The 24584-nt window shown below is 39.0% G+C and carries 24 protein-coding genes; 11 read left to right on the forward strand and 13 right to left on the reverse strand.

Going from position 1 to position 24584, the window contains the following annotated elements; translation table 11 throughout:
- Positions 1–11 precede the first annotated feature (11 nt).
- Positions 12–797, forward strand: a complete 786-nt coding sequence (locus V3Z67_RS07320) for a DUF3050 domain-containing protein (RefSeq protein WP_330442681.1) — start codon at positions 12–14, stop codon at positions 795–797.
- 121 nt (positions 798–918) lie between these two features.
- Positions 919–2976, forward strand: coding sequence for a T9SS type A sorting domain-containing protein (locus tag V3Z67_RS07325; RefSeq protein WP_330442682.1), 2058 nt, complete (start codon positions 919–921; stop codon positions 2974–2976).
- Positions 2977–3128: 152 nt separating this feature from the next.
- On the opposite strand, the gene V3Z67_RS07330 is transcribed toward V3Z67_RS07325, so the two are convergent.
- The 7 genes from V3Z67_RS07330 to trmB all read right to left on the reverse strand — a co-directional run bounded on the left by V3Z67_RS07330 (position 3129) and on the right by trmB (position 7757).
- Positions 3129–3458 carry a ferredoxin gene (locus V3Z67_RS07330; protein WP_330442683.1) on the reverse strand — a complete coding sequence of 110 codons (330 nt, stop codon included), beginning with the start codon at positions 3456–3458 and terminating at the stop codon, positions 3129–3131.
- Between the two features lies 1 nt (position 3459).
- Complete coding sequence (locus V3Z67_RS07335; protein WP_330442750.1) at positions 3460–4512, reverse strand: NAD(P)/FAD-dependent oxidoreductase; 1053 nt, start codon at positions 4510–4512, stop codon at positions 3460–3462.
- A gap of 97 nt (positions 4513–4609) precedes the next feature.
- Entirely contained in the window at positions 4610–4849 is a 240-nt protein-coding gene (locus V3Z67_RS07340; protein WP_035134441.1) for a NifU family protein, read from the reverse strand.
- Positions 4850–4852: 3 nt separating this feature from the next.
- Positions 4853–5983: an Mrp/NBP35 family ATP-binding protein gene (locus tag V3Z67_RS07345; RefSeq protein WP_330442684.1), complete on the reverse strand. Its 1131-nt coding sequence runs from the start codon at positions 5981–5983 to the stop codon at positions 4853–4855.
- A 114-nt stretch (positions 5984–6097) separates the two neighbouring features.
- The gene (locus V3Z67_RS07350; protein WP_330442685.1) at positions 6098–6439 is read right to left on the reverse strand and encodes an MGMT family protein; all 342 of its coding nucleotides are present in this window, start codon (positions 6437–6439) and stop codon (positions 6098–6100) included.
- Positions 6440–6441: 2 nt separating this feature from the next.
- Entirely contained in the window at positions 6442–7080 is a 639-nt protein-coding gene (locus V3Z67_RS07355) for a lysine transporter LysE (protein WP_330442686.1), read from the reverse strand.
- Positions 7081–7082: 2 nt separating this feature from the next.
- Positions 7083–7757: a tRNA (guanosine(46)-N7)-methyltransferase TrmB gene (gene trmB, locus V3Z67_RS07360; RefSeq protein WP_317163502.1), complete on the reverse strand. Its 675-nt coding sequence runs from the start codon at positions 7755–7757 to the stop codon at positions 7083–7085.
- Positions 7758–7853: 96 nt separating this feature from the next.
- Here trmB and V3Z67_RS07365 point away from each other — a divergent pair, with 96 nt between their 5' ends.
- Positions 7854–8915, forward strand: coding sequence for a glycosyltransferase (locus V3Z67_RS07365; protein ID WP_330442687.1), 1062 nt, complete (start codon positions 7854–7856; stop codon positions 8913–8915).
- On the opposite strand, the gene V3Z67_RS07370 is transcribed toward V3Z67_RS07365, so the two are convergent.
- Both V3Z67_RS07370 and V3Z67_RS07375 read right to left on the reverse strand, forming a co-directional pair.
- The gene (locus V3Z67_RS07370) at positions 8889–9932 is read right to left on the reverse strand and encodes a sensor histidine kinase (protein ID WP_330442688.1); all 1044 of its coding nucleotides are present in this window, start codon (positions 9930–9932) and stop codon (positions 8889–8891) included. The genes V3Z67_RS07365 and V3Z67_RS07370 overlap by 27 nt on opposite strands.
- Complete coding sequence (locus V3Z67_RS07375; protein ID WP_035134450.1) at positions 9932–10618, reverse strand: response regulator transcription factor; 687 nt, start codon at positions 10616–10618, stop codon at positions 9932–9934. The genes V3Z67_RS07370 and V3Z67_RS07375 overlap by 1 nt, the downstream gene beginning before the upstream one ends.
- A 183-nt stretch (positions 10619–10801) precedes the next feature.
- On the opposite strand from V3Z67_RS07375, the gene V3Z67_RS07380 reads away from it, so the two are divergent.
- The 5 genes from V3Z67_RS07380 (at position 10802) to V3Z67_RS07400 (ending at position 18001) form a co-directional block, all read left to right on the forward strand.
- Complete coding sequence (locus V3Z67_RS07380; protein ID WP_330442689.1) at positions 10802–13525, forward strand: TonB-dependent receptor; 2724 nt, start codon at positions 10802–10804, stop codon at positions 13523–13525.
- A 109-nt stretch (positions 13526–13634) separates the two neighbouring features.
- Positions 13635–14801 carry a hypothetical protein gene (locus tag V3Z67_RS07385; protein WP_330442690.1) on the forward strand — a complete coding sequence of 389 codons (1167 nt, stop codon included), beginning with the start codon at positions 13635–13637 and terminating at the stop codon, positions 14799–14801.
- 109 nt (positions 14802–14910) lie between these two features.
- Positions 14911–15246: a T9SS type A sorting domain-containing protein gene (locus V3Z67_RS07390; RefSeq protein ID WP_330442691.1), complete on the forward strand. Its 336-nt coding sequence runs from the start codon at positions 14911–14913 to the stop codon at positions 15244–15246.
- Between the two features lie 79 nt (positions 15247–15325).
- On the forward strand, positions 15326–16306 hold the full coding sequence (locus tag V3Z67_RS07395) for a LuxE/PaaK family acyltransferase (RefSeq protein WP_330442692.1): 981 nt from the start codon (positions 15326–15328) through the stop codon (positions 16304–16306).
- Positions 16307–16360: 54 nt separating this feature from the next.
- Complete coding sequence (locus V3Z67_RS07400; protein WP_330442693.1) at positions 16361–18001, forward strand: sulfatase family protein; 1641 nt, start codon at positions 16361–16363, stop codon at positions 17999–18001.
- Positions 18002–18045: 44 nt separating this feature from the next.
- On the opposite strand, the gene tyrS is transcribed toward V3Z67_RS07400, so the two are convergent.
- Complete coding sequence (gene tyrS / locus V3Z67_RS07405) at positions 18046–19347, reverse strand: tyrosine--tRNA ligase (RefSeq protein WP_330442694.1); 1302 nt, start codon at positions 19345–19347, stop codon at positions 18046–18048.
- 127 nt (positions 19348–19474) lie between these two features.
- Here tyrS and V3Z67_RS07410 point away from each other — a divergent pair, with 127 nt between their 5' ends.
- Positions 19475–20482, forward strand: coding sequence for an NAD-dependent epimerase/dehydratase family protein (locus tag V3Z67_RS07410; RefSeq protein ID WP_330442695.1), 1008 nt, complete (start codon positions 19475–19477; stop codon positions 20480–20482).
- A gap of 26 nt (positions 20483–20508) precedes the next feature.
- On the opposite strand, the gene V3Z67_RS07415 is transcribed toward V3Z67_RS07410, so the two are convergent.
- The 3 genes from V3Z67_RS07415 to V3Z67_RS07425 are packed head-to-tail and all read right to left on the reverse strand — an operon-like array spanning position 20509 to position 23032.
- Positions 20509–20955, reverse strand: a complete 447-nt coding sequence (locus V3Z67_RS07415; RefSeq protein WP_330442696.1) for a DUF4296 domain-containing protein — start codon at positions 20953–20955, stop codon at positions 20509–20511.
- 2 nt (positions 20956–20957) lie between these two features.
- Complete coding sequence (locus V3Z67_RS07420) at positions 20958–22301, reverse strand: dihydroorotase (RefSeq protein ID WP_330442697.1); 1344 nt, start codon at positions 22299–22301, stop codon at positions 20958–20960.
- 8 nt (positions 22302–22309) lie between these two features.
- A complete protein-coding gene (locus tag V3Z67_RS07425) occupies positions 22310–23032 on the reverse strand; it encodes a polyprenol monophosphomannose synthase (RefSeq protein ID WP_330442698.1) in 723 nt (240 codons plus the stop codon).
- Between the two features lie 109 nt (positions 23033–23141).
- Here V3Z67_RS07425 and V3Z67_RS07430 point away from each other — a divergent pair, with 109 nt between their 5' ends.
- Both V3Z67_RS07430 and V3Z67_RS07435 read left to right on the forward strand, forming a co-directional pair.
- Positions 23142–23807 (forward strand): DUF4271 domain-containing protein, encoded by a 666-nt coding sequence (locus V3Z67_RS07430; protein ID WP_330442699.1) that lies wholly within the window; start codon positions 23142–23144, stop codon positions 23805–23807.
- Positions 23808–23826: 19 nt separating this feature from the next.
- A complete protein-coding gene (locus V3Z67_RS07435; RefSeq protein ID WP_330442700.1) occupies positions 23827–24576 on the forward strand; it encodes a uroporphyrinogen-III synthase in 750 nt (249 codons plus the stop codon).
- Positions 24577–24584: the final 8 nt, after the last annotated feature.

Below are 24584 nucleotides of genomic sequence, written 5' to 3' on the forward strand. Positions count from 1 at the left end.
AAAACTATGCTATGAATACAGATACCGTTAACAAAAGTATCCAACCCCAAAAAGACCTTCTGTTAAAACATTCTTTATACAGCAAAGTAAAAACAATAGACGATTTAAAGTGTTTTCTTGAAGGACACGTTTATGCCGTTTGGGATTTTATGTCGCTGCTAAAAGCATTACAATCAAAGCTTACCTGTACCACTACTCCGTGGTTACCGGTAGGAAATGCAGAGATAAGATATCTTATCAATGAAATTGTACTGGCAGAAGAAACCGATATCACTTTAGAAGGTAAAAGACAAAGCCACTACGAAATGTATGTGGATGCAATGGAAGAATGTGGCGCTAACACCAGCGAAGTAAAAGCATTTTTACAGGACGTAGTGAACACCCAAAACATTTTTGTTTCCATAAAACAAAGTCACCTGCACGAAAAGATTAAAGAATTTATTGACTTCACTTTCAGAATTATTGAACAGGGTAAACCACATGAAATTGCCGCTGCATTTACCTTTGGACGTGAAGATCTTATCCCGGCAATGTTTACAGAAATACTCAGAAACTTCCAGAAGAATTTCCCTGAAACGAACTTGGAAAAACTTATTTATTATTTTGAAAGACACATAGAACTGGATGCCGATGAGCATGGTCCAATGGCAATGCAAATGATTAGCGAGCTATGTGGCGAAAACGAGCAAAAATGGAAAGAGGTTGAAGAGGCTTCAAAACAGGCTCTTGACAAACGTATTGAGCTATGGAATGCCATTGAGGAAAACATTATGCACCACGATATGGCATCTATTTAAACAAATAAAAATACACTTTCAAATCCCGGACTTTAATCCGGGATTTTTTGTTAAAACCCCTTTTAAAAGGCTCGCATATAAAATATTAATGTATTTTCGGCAAAAATTTTATTCCCTTACAATGATAAGAAAAATTACACACCTAAAAACCGCGCTGTTACTGGCAGCAGGTTTATTCTCTATTACTACTTTTGGTCAAAACAATCCGGTAAAAAAATTCGGACCGAAATTACCGGTAGTAAAATGCGCTACAACTGAATACGAAAGTTATTTACAGCAAAAATCGGCTAACAGGTTCAGCACTCCGGAATTTGAAGCATGGATTGCACCAAAAATTCAGGAAAATAAAGCTTCAGACTTTTTAAAAAACGGACAAACAACTAATCAGGTTGTAACCATCCCTGTGGTGTTCCACGTTATACACAATGGTTCGGCAATAGGATCTGAAGAAAACATTTCTGATGAGCAGATACTTTCTCAAATCACTGTTTTAAATCAGGATTACAGAAGAATGGCAGATACTCCGGGTTATAATGAAAACCCTGTAGGAGCCGACATGGAAATTGAATTTTGCCTGGCACAGCGTGACCCTAACGGCTTTGCAACATCGGGTATTACAAGACACTACATCCCTACAGACGATGTGTTTGGCTGGGAAATGAATGCCGTTGAAGAAAACATTAAACCACAAACTCAGTGGGATCCAACAAAATATCTTAATATTTGGGTAGTAAGCAATGTCTATATAAGTTATATGGGTATACCTATAGGTGAACTTGCAGGTTATGCACAATTCCCAACACAATCAGGATTAGACGGTATAGAAGGAGAGGTTCTTGCAGAAACTGACGGTGTTGTATTAGGACACTTATACTGTGGTTCATCTGATATATATCCTGAAGGCACTTACGATCAGTTTGGCGGAAGAGATAAAGGTAGAACTGCAACTCACGAAACAGGTCACTACTTTGGTCTTAGACATATTTGGGGAGACGGAAACTGTAGCGTAGATGACTATTGTGAAGATACACCTGTAACTGCATATGCTAACAGCGGATGCCCCGAAGATCAGGATTCATGCCCAAGTTCTCCGGGACTTGATATGATTGAAAATTATATGGACTACACAAATGACTCATGTCAAAACGTTTTCACTCAAAACCAAAAAGACAGGATGCAGGCTGTATTAGCAAACTCTCCAAGAAGAGCATCACTTATAACTTCTGACGGATGTCAACCGGGCATAAGCTATGATATTGACGGTTCACTTAACCTACTAAGTCCGAACTTAGATTGTGACGGAACCATGACTCCTTCGTTCTTAGTATACAATGGCGGTACAGAAACTATTACATCTGCAACTATCAATGTAGCACTTAACGGCACTGCTATCCAAACCATAGAATGGACAGGTAATATCGCTGTTGGAGAAATGGCTACAATTACAGATGAAAACTCTTTCCAACCTGCTATTGGCTCATACACTCTAACTGCAACACTTACAACTATTAACGAAAATGAAGACGAAAACACTTCAAATAACGTAACCAGCTTACCGATTGTTATTGAAAACATACCAAATGCTGACACCGAAGAAATAATTGTAACTATTACTACAGATGATGACGGAGATGAAATAGGCTGGGCGATTTACCAGGGAACCCCAAATCTAAATAGTGACGAAGATCCTTATTATATAGGCGCAGAAGGCGAATATGACGATAATCAAACTTATACCACAACTGTTACTGTAGATCCTAACCAATGTTACACTTTTGTTATGCTGGACATGGGGGGTGACGGACTTGAAACAGGAGGATATAGCGTTACTTCATCAGGCGGAGAAGTGCTTGCAGAAGGAGATGGTAACTTTAGTTTCCTAAAAATGTCATACTTTGGTGTTGGTATTACTTTAGACAACGTTGAGTTTGAAGCTACATTACAGCAAATAAAACTTTACCCTAACCCGGTTAACAACATTGTAAATATTGCAATGCCAAATAACGAGCTACCGGAAAGCTACACTATATTCAACAACCTTGGACAAATAGTTGCTAAGGCTAAAGTTAGTTCTCAGTCTAACCTAAGTATTGATGCAAGCTCATACAGCAACGGCATCTACTTCGTAAAAGTTGAGAAAAACGGACAAAGCACAACGCTTAAATTCGTAAAGCAATAATGTTTTAAAAACATACCTCTTAAAAGCCCCTTCATATGAAGGGGCTTTTTTGTAGTTGTCTCGTCCTGAAATAAGTCGAATTTGTGTCAACTTATTTCAGGACGAGACATATAAAATAAAAAAGCGCTCCGGATTGGAACGCTTTTTTTATTTTATGATTCGGGAGCGAGCTCAATTTCAAGCCCCTCTAAGTCTTCTGTAACGGGTATCTGACAGCCCAGCCTACTGTTTGGCTTTACGTAAAATGCTTCGCCCAACATGGCATCCTCATCGGGTCCCATTTCAGGTAACTCTACATCGTTAAGCACATAACACTGGCAGGAAGCACACATCGCCATACCCCCACATACCCCAATGGTACCTTCGGGAGCAAGCTCGTAAGCCCTAACCACCTCCATTATATTCATAGACATATCAGTAGGCGCCTGCACTTCGTGCATAACACCATCCCTGTCTGTTATTTTTATGGTAACATCTGCCATACTATTCTATTGCTTTTACAACCTGCTTTTCAGCCTCTTTACGGGTTCCGTCAAAACCGTCAACACCGCTTACGGTTGTATATTTAAGAACAAATTTTTTGCCCGGGTTAAGTTTATTGTATACACTTTGGCACATAAGCGTAGCTTCGTGGAAACCACAAAGAATAAGCTTTAGCTTGCCAGGATAGGTATTAACATCTCCTATGGCGTAAATACCCTCTATGTTGGTTTGATAATCCAGTGCATTATTAACCTTAATAGCATTTTTCTCAATCTCAAGACCCCAGTTGGCAATAGCTCCCAGTTTTGGAGAAAGTCCGAAAAGCGGAATAAAGTAATCGGTTTTAATAGTTCTGTGCCCGCCATCGTGGTTAATATCCAGTTCCTCAACGTGCTCTGCACCTCGAATACCGGTTACCTCTGCCGGAGTAATCAGATTAATTTTACCCTGTTTCTTTAATTCCTGCACTTTCTCTACAGAGTCTAAAGCCCCTCTAAACTCGTTTCTCCTGTGTACCAGTGTAACCTCTTTTGCTACATCAGAAAGGAATATACTCCAGTCCAGAGCAGAGTCACCACCACCAGCAATAACAATACGTTTATCACGGAAAAGCTCAGGGTCTTTTACAAAATACTCTACCCCTTTATCCTCATAGAATTCCAAATCTTCTATTATAGGTTTTCTGGGTTCAAAGCTACCTAAACCACCGGCAATAGCAACTGCCTTAGCATGGTGTTTTGTCCCTTTGTTTGTGGTTACAATAAAGGTACCGTCTTCCTGCTTTTCTATGGTTTCGGCTTTTTCGTTAAGAGTAAAGCCCGGCTGGAACTGTTTAATTTGTTCCATCAGGTTAGTTACAAGGTCTCCCGCTAAAACAGACGGGAATCCTGGAATATCAAAAATTGGTTTTTTCGGATACAGTTCAGCCAGCTGTCCGCCCGGTTGCGGAAGCGCATCTATAATATGGCATTTCAGTTTTAGCAGTCCTGCTTCAAATACGGCAAAAAGACCGGTTGGTCCAGCGCCTATTATTAATATATCGGTACTAATCATTTTCTTACTTGACATAATAAAACAGTTTTAAAGCAAAATTCTTTAAAACTGTTTTTCCTTTTTATGATAATTATCAGCCTTCAGGCCATAATTATCATTATGCTATATTTACTACAGTTTCTATTTGCGGAGCATACTTTTTAATAGTAGTTTCCACTCCGGCTTTTAATGTCATCTGGTTAACGCTGCACCCTACACACGCACCCTCAAGTCTAACTTTTACATGCTTATCGTCTTCAATTTCGATAAGGCTTATGTTTCCTCCGTCAGACTCCAGGAACGGGCGAATCTCATCCAGCGCCTTTTCCACATTAAATTTAATTTCTTCTGTTGTCATGGGTTATTTCTTTTTAACTGCTGAACAGCCAGCCATGGTAGTTATTTTAATTGCCTCTGTAGGCGGAAGATTATCATTTCTGTTTACTGTTTCCTGTACTACAGATCGTGCCAGTTCTTCAAACGAAGCCTCAAGCGGTGTTGCCGTTTGCAGGGCAGCAGGGCGACCGTAATCTCCGGCCTCACGTATACTTTGTACAATTGGCACCTCTCCAAGGAAAGGAACATCTAAATCTTCTGCTAAGTTTTTAGCACCTTCTTTACCAAAGATGTAGTATTTATTATCAGGAAGTTCATCAGGAGTAAAGTAAGCCATATTCTCAATAATACCCAGTACAGGTACATTGATGCTCTCCTGTTGGAACATCGCTACACCTTTTTTGGCATCGGCAAGGGCAACAGCCTGTGGCGTACTAACTACTACCGCACCTGTTAAAGGAAGTGACTGCATGATGGACAGGTGAATATCTCCCGTTCCCGGAGGAAGGTCGATAAGCATAAAATCAAGATCACCCCAGTCGGCATCAAAAAGCATTTGGTTAAGCGCTTTTGAAGCCATAGGGCCTCTCCATATAATAGCCTGCTCAGGCGTTGTAAAAAAGCCTATAGAAAGCAGTTCCACACCGTAGCTTTGTATTGGCTTCATTTTAGATTTGCCGTCTACTTCTACCGAGATTGGCTTTTCCCTTTCCACGTCAAACATAATTGGCATGGACGGACCGTAAATATCGGCATCAAGAACACCAACCTTAAAGCCCATTTTAGCAAGGGTAACCGCTAAGTTTGCTGTAATGGTAGATTTACCTACACCACCTTTACCCGAAGATACCGCAATGATATTGCTTATACCCGGTATACCTTTACCTTTAATTTCAGGTTTTTCAGGCGATTCCACCTTTACGTTCACCTTAACCTTAGCATCGGCATTTACTTTTTCCTGTATGGTTTTTATAATATCGGCTTCGGCGCGTTTTCTAATATGCATTGCCGGATTGGCAAGTACAAGTTCTACAACAGCTTCATCACCAAAAGTAAGTACATTTCTCACTGCACCGCTCTCTACCATGTTTTGCCCTTCTCCGGCTATGGTTATGGTTTCAAGAGCTTTTAATATCTCTTTTCTATCTAGTTTCATAATATTTATACCTTTCTGTTTCAGCCTCTTATTAAGACTGATTTCAAATTGCAAAGATAGTATGAAAACTTTATACAATAAAGTTTTAAAGCAGTAAAAGCGTAATTATGAGAGTTAAAAATCCAATTCGACCGAAGGATCCCAAAAATGTGTATCGAAATGAACCACTTTATTGTCTTCTATTTCGACACCTTCATTTTCCAGTAGTTGTTGCATAAGGTTGCTACCGGGAAAATGATGCTTGCCCGAAAGCAGTCCCTGCCTATTAACCACCCTGTGTGCCGGAACATCGTCCCTGCCATGACAGGCATTCATAGCCCAGCCCACCATTCTTGCCGAACGTGCTGCGCCTAAATATTTTGCTATAGCTCCATATGATGTTACCCTACCACTTGGGATTAGGCGGGCTACATCATACACCCTTTCAAAAAAATTATCATTTTTGTTTTCAGGCATGGCTACATATTCCTAAGTAGTTTGATTAAGGTAATTACAGATACGATTCCGGTTACACCGCCAATAAAGTAGTTAACGTTTTTCATAAAAAAGCCCGACCTGTTTTCAAGCTTTTTAAAGAAAACTATATACAAATAAAACACCCCGAAAGTACTACTCACTGCCCCCATTACAAACAGGAACACAAACAGGTTATCAAAAGAGAAATACTTATAAGCCGAGAGCGTTACACTCATTACCACATAATATGGAATTGGAAAAAAGTTAAGTACCGAAAGTAGTACACCCAAAAAGAAACAACTGGTACGCGACCTTAGTTTCACTGGCTCGTCTTCATCTTCCTTTTGCTGTGGCTTTTTTGCAATAAATATAAAATAGATGGTAAGCAGTACAAATATACCTAGCCCCACCTCTTCCAGAAGATTAATAATATCGGGCCTTCGGCTAATAAATTTTGCAAACGATACAGCAATGTACGACTGGATTAAAACAATAAACGTAGCACCTGCAGCAAAAACCACAGCACACGATTTACCGTCCCTCAGGCTAATTTTGGCAGCTGTCATATTTATCAAACCCGGAAGCAGGATGCCCGGTGTTGCGACAAGTATACCTATTAGCACAGGGAAAATTATATCCATATTTACTTTATTTTAAACTGAATATAAGTTATTGGTTTACCTTTTTCAAGATACTGTTGCTCGTAAAATGTTTGTATAGAAGTTACCTCTTTTGGAGCACCGTGATTTTCATATATGTTATGATTAGCATATATCACCTCGTGCCCTTCACCATGAAGTAGCCCCAGTGTATAACCGTGCATAAATTCACTGTCGGTTTTAAGATTCATTATACCGTCCGGTGTAAGTATCCTTTTGTAGCGCTGCAGGAATTCAGTATTGGTTAACCTGTGCTTAGTACGTTTGTATTTAATTTGCGGATCCGGGAAAGTAATCCATATTTCAGAGATTTCACCTTCGGCAAAAAACTCCTCAATAAGTTCAATTTGGGTACGTAAAAAACCTACGTTATGTATCCCTTCATCAACAGCTGTTTTAGCTCCTCTCCAAAAACGGGCACCTTTAATATCAATACCAATAAAGTTTTTATCCTGATAATAACGGGCAAGACCAACAGAGTATTCGCCCTTACCGCACCCCAGCTCTAAAACAATAGGATTATCATTTTTAAAAAACTCACTTCCCCATTTGCCTTTTAACGGAAAATTACCCGCCAATGCCTCTTCCCTTGTTGGCTGAATTACATTGCCAAAGGTTTCGTTTTCCCTAAAACGCTTCAGTTTATTTTTACTTCCCACGGTTAAATTTAAAATTTTGGTAAAATTAGGGAAATATACGAAACTGAGAATAGTTTTAGCTTGCACTTATTAAATAGTTATTAAAAACTCACAGTTTTGCAAAACAAAAAAATACTGGTAACCCCTTTAAACTGGGGGCTAGGCCATGCCACCCGATGCATACCTGTTATTGAGGCTTTAGAATACCATGGTTTTGAACCTGTTATTGCATCTGACGGCGTAGCACTTGAATTACTTAAAAAAGAGTTCCCCGATAAAAAGATACTGGAACTCCCATCATACAAAATAGAATATGCTAAAAACGGAAGCCTGTTTAAGCTGAAAATGCTTTTCCAGATTCCTAACATAATAAAAGCAGTTAGAAACGAAAACAAAACCGTAAAAAAATGGATTGAGGAATATGGCATAAGCGGCATTATATCAGACAACCGTATGGGAGTATATTCCCGAAAGGTACCGTCGGCCTTTATGACACACCAACTTAATGTACTTACCGGTAACACTACCTGGTTTACCACACAAATACACCGCATATTCATCAATAAACACAAACAGTGCTGGGTGCCCGATGTAGCCACTTCACCTAACCTTACCGGAAAACTGGGACATCCCGAAAACTGTTCGCTTAAAGTAAAATACATTGGTCCGTTAAGCAGGCTGAATAAAAAATGTATACCTAAAAAGTATGATCTTATGGTTATCCTTTCGGGCCCCGAACCACAACGCACCATGCTTGAAGAACGACTGAAAGAAGAACTGAAAAGTTACAAAGGCGAAGCACTTTTTGTACGCGGGGTGATAGACGGAGAACAGACATCTGTTACCGAAAACAATATTACCTACTACAACTTTATGGGGCGTGAAGAGCTTGAACAGTCCTTTAACGAAAGTGAACTTATACTATGCCGTTCGGGCTATACCACTATAATGGATTTAGCCAAGCTGGGTAAAAAGGCATTTTTTATCCCAACACCCGGACAATATGAGCAGGAATACCTGGCACAAAAACTTAAAAAATCAGGATTAGTACCTTATGCCACTCAAGATGAGTTTACTATAAAGGATTTGGAGCAGGTAGACGAGTATAAAGGATTAAAGAATATGGATACTGAGGAGGTAACCTGGAAAGATTTATTTAGTCTTTTCGAGGGTGAATGAGAATTCTGAACCCTCTCCGTATTTACTCTCTACATATATTTTCTCATCATGACCTTCAATGATGTGTTTCACTATGGAAAGTCCTAACCCCGAACCTCCTTCGGTACGGGCACCACTCTTATCCACGCGGTAAAAGCGTTCAAACAGTCTGGATATATTTTTCTTTTCTATACCCTCACCATTGTCTTTTATACGCACGATAATCTTATTGTTTACAAGATCTTCAATACTAACCTCAGTAGTACCGTTCTCTTTACCATACTTAATAGAGTTCACTACAAGATTAGTTACCACCTGCTGGATTTTCTCCCTGTCGGCATACACCATAACCGGTTTGATATACTTCATATCAAACATTAATATAATACCTTTTTTATCGGCTTTCATCTCCAGTAAGTCAAACACGTTTTGTATTACCTCTACAATATTAAACTTAGTGTAGTTAAGGTTAAGGTCACCCACCTCAAGTTTGGTAATCATGTCAAGATCCTGAACAATATAAATAAGCCTTTCCACCCCTTTTTCAGCACGTTGCAGGTATTTTTTACGCAGGGTTTTATCGCTCATAGCGCCATCAAGCAGTGTAAGCAAATATCCCTGAACGGTAAAAAGCGGTGTTTTAAGTTCGTGAGAAACGTTACCAATAAATTCACGGCGGTATTCTTCACGCACCTTTAGGGTTTCAATTTCAATTTTCTTGTCGCGCGCAAATTTTTCCACCTCACGGGTAAGGGTAGCCATATCTGTAGTGATAGGTTTATTCCTAAATGAGCTGGACTCCAAAAGGGAAACATCGTCGTATATTTTTTTTACCCTGCGGTAAATAAAACGCTCTGCCCTGTATTGCAGTACAAAAAATGAGAAAATGAAAAGTGCCGTAGTGAAGACCGAAATAAACTCCCAGCTTATCTCGGTATAATAGAATTTCATTCCTGCCAGTATAGCAGCAGAGAATAAAGATATGTATAATGCTGACTTAACAGCAAACTTGTATGTTTTCTTAAAATTTATAGCCACTAAATCTCCAGCTTATAGCCTACTCCTTTGATTGTTTTAAATAGTTCGTCACCTATTTTTTCACGCAGCTTTCTAATGTGAACATCAATAGTTCTTCCTCCTACCACTACTTCGTTACCCCATACTTTATCAAGAATTTCTTCTCTTTTAAATACTTTACCTGGTTTTGAAGCTAACAGATAGAAAAGTTCGAACTCTTTTCTTGGAAGTACAATCTCTTCAGAGTCTTCCATAATGATTTTATACTCTTCGCGGTTAATTTCAATATTACCCACTTTAAGCACATCACCTTTGCTTTCGTCTTCCTTAAGTCTTCTTAGTAAAGCTTTCACTTTGCTAACAAGTAATTTCGGTTTAATAGGTTTTGCAATATAGTCATCCGCTCCGGCATCAAATCCGGCCACCTGCGAATAATCTTCACTCCTTGCAGTAAGGAATGTAATAATCACATTGTTAAGTTCAGGCACTTTCCTAATGGTCTCAACAGCTTCCATACCATCCATTTCAGGCATCATTACATCCATAATAATAAGATGTGGAAGTTCTTTTTTCGCTTTAACTATAGCATCCTTACCATTGTTTGCAGTGATGATCTGGTAACCTTCCTGTGACAGGTTGTAGCCCACAATTTCCAGTATATCCTGCTCATCGTCAACCAATAAGATCTTAATATCTTTTTTCTTCATAACGGTGTTACATATTATGTTTTGCGGCTGTAAAGGTAAAGATAATACAAAATGAACAAAGGGGTTAACAATTATTTAATCTGTTAACAATTTAATAATAAAACGTAAATCCAAACGTAACGTTTTTGTAACAATAGGTTCGGACACCTGAAGTTTCTTTGCAGCGAAATTAAACGACACGAAATGAAACTTAAATTTTTAATTATCACACTATTTACCTTTGCTATGAGCTTCGCCCAAAACAAAGGTACAGTAACCGGTACAATTGCCGACAAAGATCTTAACAATGAACCTCTTCCTTTTGCAACAATACTTATAAAAGGAACACAAATTGGAACAAACACAGACGAGAACGGAAAGTACAAACTTTCTGTACCTGCAGGAAGCCACACTTTAATTATTAACTTTCTTGGTTACGAAACTAAAGAAGTTCCTTTCACTGTTAAAGCCGGTGAAACAAAAACCATAAACGAAGCATTAGGTTCTACCAGTGTAGTACTTGAAGGTCTTGTTATGGAAACTACTATTAACCGTGAAAAAGAATCGGCACTTCTTGCTGAGCAGAAAAAAGCTGTTGTAATCAAACAGACTATCGGTGCACAGGAAATGTCAAGAAAAGGTGTTAGTGACGCCGAGGGTGCTGTAACCAAAATGACAGGTGTTACAAAACAACAGGGTGCTAAAAACGTATTTGTAAGAGGACTTGGCGACCGTTATAACTCTACAACAATGAATGGCATGCCTCTTCCGTCTGAAGATCCTGAATACAAAAACATTTCTCTGGACTTCTTTACCTCAAACATTATTAAAAACATTGGTGTAAACAAAACCTTTGGATCTGATATTTATGGTGACGTAGGTGGTGCCAACATCGATATCGTTTCTAAGGAACTTTCAGGAAACGAAGAATTTGAAATAGGCCTTTCTACAGGAGTAAACACACAAACTGTAAGCAAGGATTTCCTTAAACTTGACGGAGGAAACTGGTTTGGTACCGTAGCCGATAAAGAAGCAGGCATAACAAACCTAAACTCTTACAGCTTTGCAAACAAGCTTAACCCAAATACACAATCAACTCAAATCAACACCGGAGCTAACGCTTCATACGGTAAAAGATTTGACTTTGAAAACAACAACAGCTTCACAATGTATTTAGTAGGAGCACTTAACAACGACTACAAATACAGAGAAGGTAAAATAAGACAAACAACAAGTATTGGTACTGTTTATCAGGATCAGGATTACAAAAAATACACTTACAATGTTGCCCAAACATTAATGGGTAACTTTAAATATCGTTTTGAAAACTCTAACACAATTTCTTATAACTCTCTTTACATTCACTCAAACACTCAGTCTGTTGGTGATTATTTAGGACCTAACAACCCTGAGCAGGAAGGTGACATTGAGTATTTAAGAAGACAGCAAATGAACAACAATAACCTTTGGGTAAACCAACTGTTATCTACTATAGCTCTAAACGATAAAATTGACCTAGATCTTGGTGCTTCTTACAACATGATAAGAACTACCGAACCAGACAGAAGAAGTAATAAATACCTTTACAGAAATGGTAATTACACTCCATCTACAAACAGTGCCGGAGACAACGAGCGTTACTTTGCCGAACTGAATGAAGATGACTTTGCAGGAAAAGCAGTAGCATCATACAAATTTGAAAACGAAGGAAAAAGCAAGCTTGATGTTGGTTACAACTTCAGACACACAACAAGAGACTTCTCTTCACTTATATTTAACCACCGTTTCTCAACACTTACACCTGTTGATATAAATGATGCCGATGGTTTATTTAACCAGGAGAATCTTGACAACGGAGTATTCCAACTTCAAACAGGAAGAGGTACAATGAGCAACCCAAGAGTATTTGAACCGTTTACATACAATGGTACAAGAACTATAAATGCTGCTTTAACTACTTTCACCCATAACATAAACAATAACCTTACACTTGTTGTAGGTGGTCGTTTTGAAAAAGTATTACAGGAAGTAGAGTATGACACTAATATCTCTAACAGTAACACTAATGGTAAGGCGAAAATTGACAAAAGCTATGTACTTCCTAACCTAAACCTTAAGTACACTCTTAACGACAAGAACATTTTACGTTTAGCAGGTAGTATGTCATATACATTACCACAGTTTAAAGAGGTCGCTCCATTCAAATACCAGGATGTGAGTTTCTCAAGCCAGGGTAATCCTTTACTAATACCTTCTGAAAACTACAATGCAGATATTAAATGGGAATTTTACCCTGAAGGAGATGAAATAATAGCAATTACAGGTTTCTACAAGCATATTAAAAACCCTATTGCAAGATCTGAGATACCTTCAGGAGGTAATACATTAACTTACCTAAACGTAGGTGGTACTGCAGATGCTATGGGTGTTGAGCTTGAAGCTAAAAAGAATATTTACAAAGTAACTTCAGAGGAGACAGGTAAAGAAACTGTATTATCTGCAGGAGCAAACGTATCTTACCTTCATACAAGGCAGGATTTAGAGAACCCACTTCCACAATTTACAAATTCTGAAGATAAGCTACAGGGTGCATCTCCACTACTTGTAAATGCCGACCTTACTTACAATATTAAAAATGAAGGATACAGTCTTACTTCATCTGTAGTAATGAACTATTTCAGCGACAGAATTTACTCTATAGGTACAAGAGGTTTTGCAAACATTGTTGAAAAAGGCATTCCAACTCTGGACTTTGTTACACAAACATCATTAGGAGAGCATTTTGGTATCAGTCTTAAAGCAAAAAACCTTTTAAATCCAGACTTTAAACTAACAAGGGAGTCTAACGGTAATGCTAACCCAGAGACTGTATTATCTACCTACAAGCTTGGTCTTGACTTTAGCTTAGGATTAACTTACAAGTTTTAACACTAACTTAATATTAACTAAATGTTCATGTTAAGTACTCTTAGTTCATTTGCATCAGAAATAAAAACTAAGCACAATTAAACGAGTAAACACAATTAATAATAGACAAATGAAATCAAAATTTTTATCAATGCTTGCTGTTGCAGCATTAGTTTTAACAAGCTGCTCAAGTGATGACGATTCAGGAACTCCTACTCCTACACCGGTTGACACAAACCTTACAGGTAACCTTACTGAGGATTTAACTCTTGATGCTACTCTTGACTATAAACTAACAGGTGCTCTTATCGTAAAAGACGGAGCTACTCTAACAATACCTGCAGGTACTACAATTAGCGCTGTTGCTGGTGGTACTGATGTTTATCTTTTAGTAGAAAGAGGTGGTAAAATCATCGCTGACGGTGACGCTCTAAACCCAATACGTTTCACTTCAGATGCTGCTACACCAGCTGCTGGTGACTGGGGTGGTATAATCCTTAACGGTAGAGCTCCTCTTAGCCGTCAGGAAGGAACTAACAGCGAAGCTGCTACAGAGATTAACAACGCATTCCTATTTGGTGGAGACAACGTTGCTGACAACTCAGGTATCCTTGACTATGTAATCATTGAGTACACAGGTGCTAGAATTGATGACGAGTCTGAGCACAATGGTTTAACACTTAACGGTGTTGGTAACGGTACTCAAATAAGCAACATATACCTTACTTACGGTGATGATGATGCTATCGAGTTCTTTGGTGGTACTGTAAACGTAAACAACATCCTTGTTGTTAATTGTACTGACGATATGTTTGACTTTACTCAGGGTTATAAAGGTACTATCACTAATGCTTATGGTATCCGTGAGGCTGGTTATACTGCTGTAACTGTTGATCCAAGAGGTGTTGAGGCTGATGGTAACCTAGACGGTAACTCTCCAACAGACATTAACCAATCTGACTTCGTTATCAACGGAATCACTATCATTAACAACGCTGCTGGTGCTGAAGCTACAATGCAGGATGTATTCAAAATCAGAAGAGGTGCTAAAGCTACTATCCTTAACGGATATGCTAAATTTGGTACTGGTGTAACTGCTAATGACTTCATCGACTTAACTGACTCTAAAGGTCCTGCTGCAGACGGTACTGCTCTTACAGTAACAAGAGATGCTGCTAACGGTCTTGGTGAAGCTAATATTAAAAACACTCCAACTGATAGCGCTACAATTACAGAAAACGGTACTCAAACAGGTGCTAACTCTTCTGTATTCGCTTGGACTGGCTACGCTTTCTAATCCGAACCACAATAAAATATTATTAAGAATACCCCTCCAAAAAGAGGGGTATTTTTTTGGTATGATATTTGAAATTAATTTTATATCTTTACATAATCAAAAGTCATAAATGAAGAAAAACTACTTTTATATTACTTTATTGTTCTTTTTCCTTTTTTCCTTTGCCGCAGTAGCTCAGGAGAACAAAGGGAATCTAACTGTACAGCAGGAGAGCATAGAAGGTTTGAACATCTACCCTAACCCGGTAAGTTCAGACAGGGTTTATATTACCTCTAAGTCATCTCAAAGCAAAGAGGTAGAGATTTTTGACGTACTGGGCAAGAAAATACTTCACACAACCATTACAGGTAAAGAGCTTAATATATCTAACCTTACTGCAGGCGTGTATATCATTAAGATTAAAGAAGGTGAAGCAACTGCAACCAGAAAGCTGATAGTTAAATAACGATATTTAAATTAATAACATTTAAAGCACTGCAACAGCGGTGCTTTTTTATTTGTACTTTTGACAAAACTTTTACCCATTGCTTACCCCAAACGATATATTTACCATAGCATCAAAAAAGGAGTTCGAAAAAACAACCCTTAAAGTATTCAGGCATCAGTTTGACAACAATGCCGTGTACCGCAACTTTTGCGAACTACTGGGGAAAGACAAGCAAAACGTAAAAGCTATTAAAGACATTCCTTTCCTACCTATACAGTTTTTTAAAACCCACGAGGTTCTTAGCAGTACAGATGATATACAGATAACCTTTACCAGTAGTGGAACTACCGGAATGACTACCAGCAGACACCTTGTTACCGATTTAACCTATTATGAAGACAGCTTCAGGCTGGCCTTCTCTCAGTTTTACGGCAACATTGAAGACTATGCCGTACTGGCACTGCTACCATCATACCTGGAACGTGAAGGATCGTCGCTTATTTATATGGTTGAAGACCTTATAGAACGCTCCAATAATCCCGACAGCGGTTTTTATTTACACAACCACAACGAGCTTATAAAAAAACTTACCGAACTGGAAAGTAACGGACAAAACGTATTACTTATAGGTGTAACCTATGCACTGCTCGACCTTACCGAAATGCAGCAGTTCAACCTTAAGAATACCATTATCATGGAAACAGGAGGCATGAAAGGTAAACGCCGTGAAATGATACGTGAAGAACTTCATGAAATACTTAGTAATGGCTTTGGAGTTGGAAAAATACATTCGGAATACGGAATGACCGAACTGCTTTCACAGGCCTATTCTTTAGGTGACGGTATTTTTGAATGTCCGCCCTGGATGGACATTCTTATCCGCGATACCGAAGATGCACTTACTTATGTAAATACCGGAAAAACCGGAGGTATAAACGTGATAGACCTTGCTAACATCAACTCCTGCTCCTTTATTGCTACACAGGACTTAGGCAAAAAGTACCCTAACCAGTCGTTTGAGGTACTGGGACGTTTTGACAATTCAGACATAAGAGGCTGCAACCTTATGGTACTTTAACATAGCGTTACATAGATAATCGTATCTTTACCTTTACGCAAATCTGTTATACACATGTTTAGAAGAGTACTTTACACTGCGCTGGCTGTGCTGGCGTTAACCTCCTGCGGTAAAAAGAAAGAGGCGGAAACAGCACAAACCGAGCTGCAAAAACCAAACATTATTTTCATAATGACCGACGACCATGCCCTACAGGCCATAAGCGCATACGGTCATCCTATAAGTCAGCTTGCAAAAACACCAAATATTGACCGATTGGCTCAAAACGGCGCATTATTTACCAATAACTTTTGTACCAACTCCCTTTGCGGTCCCAGTCGTGCTACCATACTAACCGGAAAATTCAGCCATTTAAACGGTTTTAGGACGAACGGAGACAAATTTGACAACGATCAGCCTACTTTACCTAAATACTTGCAACAAGCAGGCTATAAAACAGCCATAATAGGCAAATGGCACCTATCGGGCACTCCTACCGGATTTGACTATTGGGATATATTAAACGACCAGGGCAACTACTACAATCCGCAGTTTATAAAACAACAGGACACCACGGTTACCGAAGGTTATGCAACCGATTTGATTACCGATAAAAGTATCGACTGGATAAACCAGAATAAAAACGGAGACAAACCTTTTTTTATCATGGTTCACCACAAGGCACCGCACCGCAATTGGATGCCTGCCTTACGTCACCTTAATATGTATGACACTGTTCATTTCCCGTTACCGGATACTTATTTCTCCAAACACGAAGGTCAGCTTGCCGCACAACAGCAACTCATGACGGTTTATAATGACATGTATGAAGGTCACGACCTGAAACTAACCAAAAAAGAAGGCAGTCCCGAACTGGCACACAACCCGTGGAAAACTGATTTTGACCGCATGACTCCCGAACAGCGCAAAATATGGGATAATGCCTATCAGGCAAAAAACGATGCTTTCCACAAAGCTAACCTGCATGGTAAAGAACTAGCAAAATACAAATACCAGCGTTACGTTCAGGATTATCTTGCCACCATAGCATCGGTAGATGAAGGAGTAGGTAAAATACTGGATCATCTGGATGCAAACGGACTTACCGAAAACACCATAGTGGTATACACATCAGACCAAGGATTCTACATGGGCGAAAACGGATGGTTTGACAAACGTTTTATGTATGACATTTCCATGAAACAGCCATTGCTTATACAATACCCGCCTAAAATCCAGAAAGGTTCGGTAGTGCCTGCTATGACACAAAACCTCGACTTTGCCGCTACACTTTTGGATTATGCCGGAGCTACTATACCCGATGATTTCCAGGGACAGTCCATCAAACCTATTTTAGACAACAAAGTAAACCCCGATGATTTTAGGGATGCACTATACTACCATTATTACGACTTCCCTGCCTTCCACATGGTAAAAAGGCATTATGGCATAAGAACCAAACGCTACAAGCTTATTCATTTTTATGACGACATTGACGCATGGGAAATGTATGATCTTAAAACCGACCCTGAAGAGCAGCACAACCTGTATGACGATCCAAATTATACCGACATACAAAAACAGCTACACAAAAGACTAAAAGAGCTACAACAACAATACAAAGTAACCGATGAGGAGTTTAAAACAACTCCAAAGGAAAGAGTTGAAAAAACATACGAGAACTTCAGGAAACTTAGAGGTACTCCAATGAACTAAAAAAAGCCGCTCAATGAGCGGCTTTTTTATAGATGTATTTTAAACTAGTCCTCAACCGGAACTACAAAGTTCTTTTTCTTACCAAAAGAAACAAGTATATACTTATCAAAAAGTAAATCGGCTGAACTTAAGCCATAAGCCTCATCTACCTTAACTTTATTTATAGCAACAGCATTTGCCACTAATGATTTCCTAGCCTCTTTTCTTGAAGGGAATATACCGGTAAGATCACTCAACACCACAACTATATCCTCTCCTTCTGTAAGCACTGACCTTTTAACTGGAGCTTTAAAGAACTCACCAAAAATATCGGTAAAGAATTCCTCACTCTCAGCTTCAATCGCAGCTTTGTCATAGTTAGAGAAAACAAATTCGGCTTTCTTAACCGCATCCTCATACGCTTCCTGCGAATGAACAAACACCGTTACCTCCTGCGCCAGTTTCTTCTGTAAAACTCTTAGGTGCGGAGCCTGTTTGTGCCCTTCAATCAACTGCTCAATCTCTTCCTGTTCAAGGAAAGTAAATATCTTAATATATTTCTCAGCATCAGCATCACTGGTATTTAACCAGAACTGGTAGAATTTGTAAACCGAAGTCTTATCGGCATCCAGCCAAATGTTTCCGCCTTCAGATTTACCAAATTTAGAACCGTCTGCCTTCGTGATAAGCGGAGTGGTCATAGCATAAGCCTTAGCCCCCTCGTCGTTCATTCTTCTAACAAGCTCGGTACCCGTGGTAATATTACCCCACTGGTCACTACCGCCCAGCTGAAGCATACAGTTATAATGTTTGTGAAGGTGATAGAAATCGTAACCCTGTATTAACTGATAGGTAAATTCGGTAAACGACATACCTGATCCTGCCTCGCCCGTAAGCCTCTTTTTAACCGAGTCTTTTGCCATCATGTAGTTAACAGTAATACGTTTACCCACATCACGTACAAACCCGATAAAAGAGAATTCCTTCATCCAGTCGTAGTTATTAACCAGTACCGGAGCATTTTCTTCTTTAGCATTAAAGTCAAGAAAACGGGAAAGCACTCTTTTAATTCCCTCTACATTTTTGTTTAGCGATTCTTCATCAAGCAGGTTCCTCTCGTCACTCTTGCCCGACGGGTCACCTATCATACCGGTTGCACCACCCACAAGCGCAATAGGCTTATGCCCACATTTATGCAGGTGTACTAAAATAATAATAGGCACTAAACTACCAATGTGCAGCGAATCTGAAGTTGGATCAAAGCCAATATACGCCGTTGTAACCTCTTCACTCAGTTGTTCTTCGGTTCCGGGCATGATATCATGTATCATACCTCTCCATCTTAGCTCTTCTACAAAGTTCTTCATATCAAAAATTTAGTGAAATGCAAAAATACAATGTACGGCGATAAAAATACACCTCGTTGTTTAAAAAAAGTGAATATTTATAATTAAGCCAATATAAAATACACTCATCAATGGTTATATTTGTTATATGATATTAGTTACAGGAGGAACAGGACTGGTAGGTGCACACCTGCTGCTGCGTTTGGCTGAAGGCGAAACGCCCGTAAGGGCATTGTATCGCAACGCCGACACAACCAGAAAAACAAAGCACCTGTTTTCTCATTACGGCAAACAAAACCTGTTTGAAAAAATAGAATGGCTGGAAGGCGATATACTGGAAACTCCGTCACTGGAACTTGCCTTGGCAGGTGTAGAGAAAGTATACCATTGTGCCGCCAGTATTTCTTTTGATCCTGCCGACGAAAAATTACTCCGCAAAGTAAACATAGAAGGAACTGCAAATGTGGTAAACTGCTGCCTGGCACTGGGTGTTCGCAAACTGTGCCATGTAAGTTCGGTAGCTGCTTTGGGCGACCTAAAATATAACGAAACTGTAATTACTGAGGAGACCGAATGGAATCCCGAAAAGTTTCATGCCGATTATGCTATTAGCAAACACGGCGCAGAAACCGAAGTTTGGAGAGGCTGGCAGGAAGGTCTTGAGGTTGCCATTGTAAACCCGGGATTGATTTTCGGTTATGGTTTTTGGAATCAGGGTAGCGGCGAAATATTTAAAGCCGTAAACAAGGGACAGTATTTTTACACCAAAGGCACCTGTGGCGCTGTAGCAGTTGAAGATGTAGTGGAAATAATGATACAACTAATGGAGTCTGACATATCAGGGGAACGTTATACCGTGGTAGCCGAAAACATTACTTATGAGAACATTTTTAACGCCATAGCCGACGGCATGCACAAAAAACATACGTTTATATATGCCACCCCTTTCATGACCGATGTGGCTTATCGCTTGGACTGGTTTTTCTCAAAACTACTTTTCAGGAAAAGGCACTTTACCAAAAGCATGGCAAAATCGGCACACAAACATCAAAACTTTGACAATTCAAAAATAAGAGAAGTCCTTAACTACAACTTTAGGGATGTAAAGAGCTATCTTACCAAAATAGGAGAAAAATACAGGAATAATCATCAATAAAAAAGCGGGCTTGTTAGCCCGCTTTTTTATTCTATTGAAATACTATCGTTGAGGACCTTTATATCATCTCTAATTACATCAACGCTATCCTTAACAACCTTTGCTTTAAAATCCTTAACAACATTTTTATTCTCTTTAGAAACTATACTGTCAATTTCAACTTTTTCAGCCTTAAGCCTTTCAGATACTTTCTCTAAAATTGCTTCATAGCGGTCAAAATCGGCAGCATAATATTCATTGCTTTGGACGAAAGTTAAGCTGTCTGTTTGGTATTTATCATAGATATAAGTATCAATTTTAATATCGTTTGCACTAAGCACAGCCGGAGCAAAAGAACTTATAGACTGTAGCAGGGCCACATCATAAAGTATATCCTCCATCTTATCTTCACTTAAAAGATTATCCGGTCGCTGTAATTTATCATTACAGGCAAAAAGGCATAATGCCGATAATAAAACTGCAATTTTTTTCATGATTATTCCCTGTCAAAAAGTAAACGCTCACCACAACGGATATCTTTCACCTTAAAGTTATTATATACCAGTTGTCCGTTTACAAACGTGTGCGTAATTCTAGATTTAAAGTTAGTTCCCTCAAACGGAGACCAACCGCATTTATATAGTATGTTTTCTTTTTTCACATTCCAAGGCAATCCTGCATTTACAATAGCAAGATCGGCAAAATAACCTTCACGGATAAAACCACGCTTCTCTACCCTGAATAGTTTTGCAGGGTTGTGTGCCATTTTCTCTACTATCTTCTCAATAGATATTTTACCCTGATGATATGCCTCAAACATTGCCACCACAGCATGCTGTACAAGAGGCCCGCCCGATGGTGCACTTGTGTATGGATTTTGTTTCTCCTCCAGTGTATGAGGGGCATGGTCGGTAGCAATAACATCTATCCTGTCGTCAAGCAATGCTTCCCAAAGCGCCTTTCTGTCTTCAGCCGTTTTTACAGCAGGGTTCCATTTAATAAACGAACCTTTCTTCTCATAATCGGCATCGGTAAACCAAAGGTGATGTATACACACCTCGGCTGTAATTTTTTTCTCCTCAAGCGGAATTTTATTGGTAAAAAGTTCAGTCTCCTTAGCTGTAGACACGTGGAAAACGTGCAGCCTGGCTCCTGTTTTTTTAGCCAGCTCAATTGCTCTTGATGAAGATATATAACACGCTTCTGCACTACGTATAAGCGGATGGTATTTCATTGGGATATCATCCCCAAACTCCTCCTGGTATTTTGCAAAATTAGCACGTATAGTAGCCTCATCCTCACAGTGTGCTGCGATAAGCATTGAAGTACTTGAAAAAATCTTTTCCAGCACCTGCTCATCATCAACCAGCATGTTACCTGTAGACGAACCTAAAAAAAGTTTTATACCAGCCACATTTCTCGGGTTGGTTTTTAAAACCTCCTCAAGATTATCGTTAGTACCACCCATCATGAATGAATAGTTAGCATACGATGTTTCGGCTGCCCTTTGATACTTTTGCTCCAAAAGCTCCTGTGTCACCGCATTGGGCACGGTATTAGGTTGCTCAATGAATGATGTGATACCCCCGGCAACTGCAGCACGAGATTCGGTTTCAATATTCCCCTTATGGGTAAGACCCGGTTCCCTAAAATGTACCTGATCATCTATCGCTCCCGGAATAAGGTAATTCCCTTCGGCATCAATAATTTTAATATCAGAAGATTTTGCACTGATACTATCAGCAATCTCCTTAATATATTTATCCTCAATTAAAAGATCGCCTTCAAAAATAGACCCTTCGTTTACGATTTTAGCGTTCTTAATTAAAACCCTGTTCATTTTATCCGTTATAATCTGTTAAGCATTTTTTTTATTCGTAATGAAATAACACCAAAAATTGCTTCCTTAATAATGGCATTACTCATTTTAGACTGTCCTTTTGTCCTATCGGTAAATATTATAGGTACTTCTGTTATAATAAACCCGTTAGACCAGGCTCTGTATTTCATTTCTATTTGGAAAGCATACCCCACAAATTTAATTTTATCAAGATTTATGGTTTCCAGCACCTTGCGTGTATAGCATATAAAACCGGCAGTAGCATCGTGAATTTTCATTCCCGTTATCATTTTCACATAAACCGAAGCATAATATGACATAAGCACACGACTAAGTGGCCAGTTCACAACATTTACCCCGGTACTGTACCTTGACCCTATTGCCATATCGGCTCCGTTTTTACAGCTCACCTGCAATCTTTCTAAATCGGCAGGATTGTGTGAAAAATCGGCATCCATTTCAAAAATATATTCGTATTTCCTCGCAATAGCCCATTTAAACCCGTGCACATAGGCAGTACCTAACCCCGCTTTACCGGCTCTCACTTCCAAAAAAAGGTTATCAGGAAACTCAGCCTGAAGCTCTTTTACCCTAGCAGCAGTACCATCGGGTGAATTATCATCAACCACCAGTATATCGAAGCTTGTCTCTAAAGAAAAAACAGCCCTTACAATGGTTTCAATGTTCTCAATCTCGTTATAAGTAGGTATTACTACTATACCTTCGCTCATGTGCGCGTGAATTTTGAATGCAAAAATAATGTATTTCTAACGTGCATGCCATAATTAAATTATAATTCTGCAAAATAACTGTGCATAAAAATGTTTAATTTTGCTGAGTATGACCGACTTCGTTTTACATGAAAGAATAACCGATAGCAAAGACTGGGCCACCATCCTGTTTGTTTTTTGCTTTGTGCTTATTGCCGCAAACCGCTCTGTATTTGGGGGACGCTTTGCCGAATTCTCAAAACTCGCACTATCAAACAAATACATAAAAATATACAAGGACAGCGGTAATATGACCAGTAGTTTTACCATATCTTTCTTTTTTGTACAACTGGTGTCATTCACTTTTTTTATACAGTTCCTGTTAAGTTATTTTGGCAGTAGCAGTAAATACAGCCTTGTTACCTTTGTACAGATATTTACTTTTTTGAGCTTTTTTATCCTCTCTAAATACCTTACCGAAAAAATAATTGCCACCTCATTTAACATAGAAGAGTTTAACGAGCAGTTTAATCTTCTGAAAGTAAACTACCGAACCTATATAGGACTGGTGTTACTCCCGTTAAATGCAATACTGTTTTACAACAGCAACCCCTCTCCTTTTGTGGTTTATACAATTTTAATCCTTATTATTACGGGAAGCCTTTATTCATACATAGTTTCATTGAAGACTTATCAAAATTTGATACTCGGTAAATTATTCTATTTTATTTTGTATCTTTGCACTCTTGAAATAGCACCCTATTATTTCATGTATTATTGGTTTACAAAAAGTTAGTTATAACAACATGTCAAATATGAAAGTGAAAACAATTTTGGTTTCGCAGCCGGAACCTAAAGTAGAAAATTCACCATACTTCGAAATCCAGAACAAACTAAAAGTAAAAGTAGACTTTAGGCCATTTATCCACGTAGAGGGTGTAAGCGCAAAAGATGTTAGGGCTCAAAAAATTGACCTTAACAATTTCACTGCCATAGTCCTTACCAGCAAGAATTCTGTTGATAATTTTTTCCGGGTAGCGGAAGAAATGCGTTATAAAGTGCCTGAAACTATGAAATACTTTTGCCAGAGCGAGGCCGTAGCCTTTTACCTGCAGAAGTATGTGGTGTACAGAAAAAGAAAAATCTATGTGGGCCAGAAAGATTTTGCCGATCTTTCTCCGCTTATTAAAAAGTACAAGGATGAGAAATTCCTTTTACCGGCCTCAGACCAGCTTAACGACGATGTCCCTCAAACAATGGACAACCTTAAGGTGAACTGGACAGCAGGTACTTTTTATAAAACTGTGATGAGTGACCTTTCTGACCTTAAAGATGTTTACTACGATGTACTGGTATTTTTCAGTCCTACAGGAATTAAATCTTTATTTAAAAACTTCCCTGACTTTAAGCAAAACGACACCAGAATTGCTGTATTTGGAAGTACCACCCAGAAAGAAGCCCTGGATCGCGACCTGCGCATAGATATTATGGCGCCTGCACCGGGAACCCCTTCTATGACAATGGCTCTTGAAAAATATATTATAGAAGCCAACAAAGGGAAATAATATTATAT

It is taken from the genome of Flavobacterium sp. C4GT6, from assembly GCF_036347315.1.
GTDB lineage: Bacteria > Bacteroidota > Bacteroidia > Flavobacteriales > Flavobacteriaceae > Flavobacterium.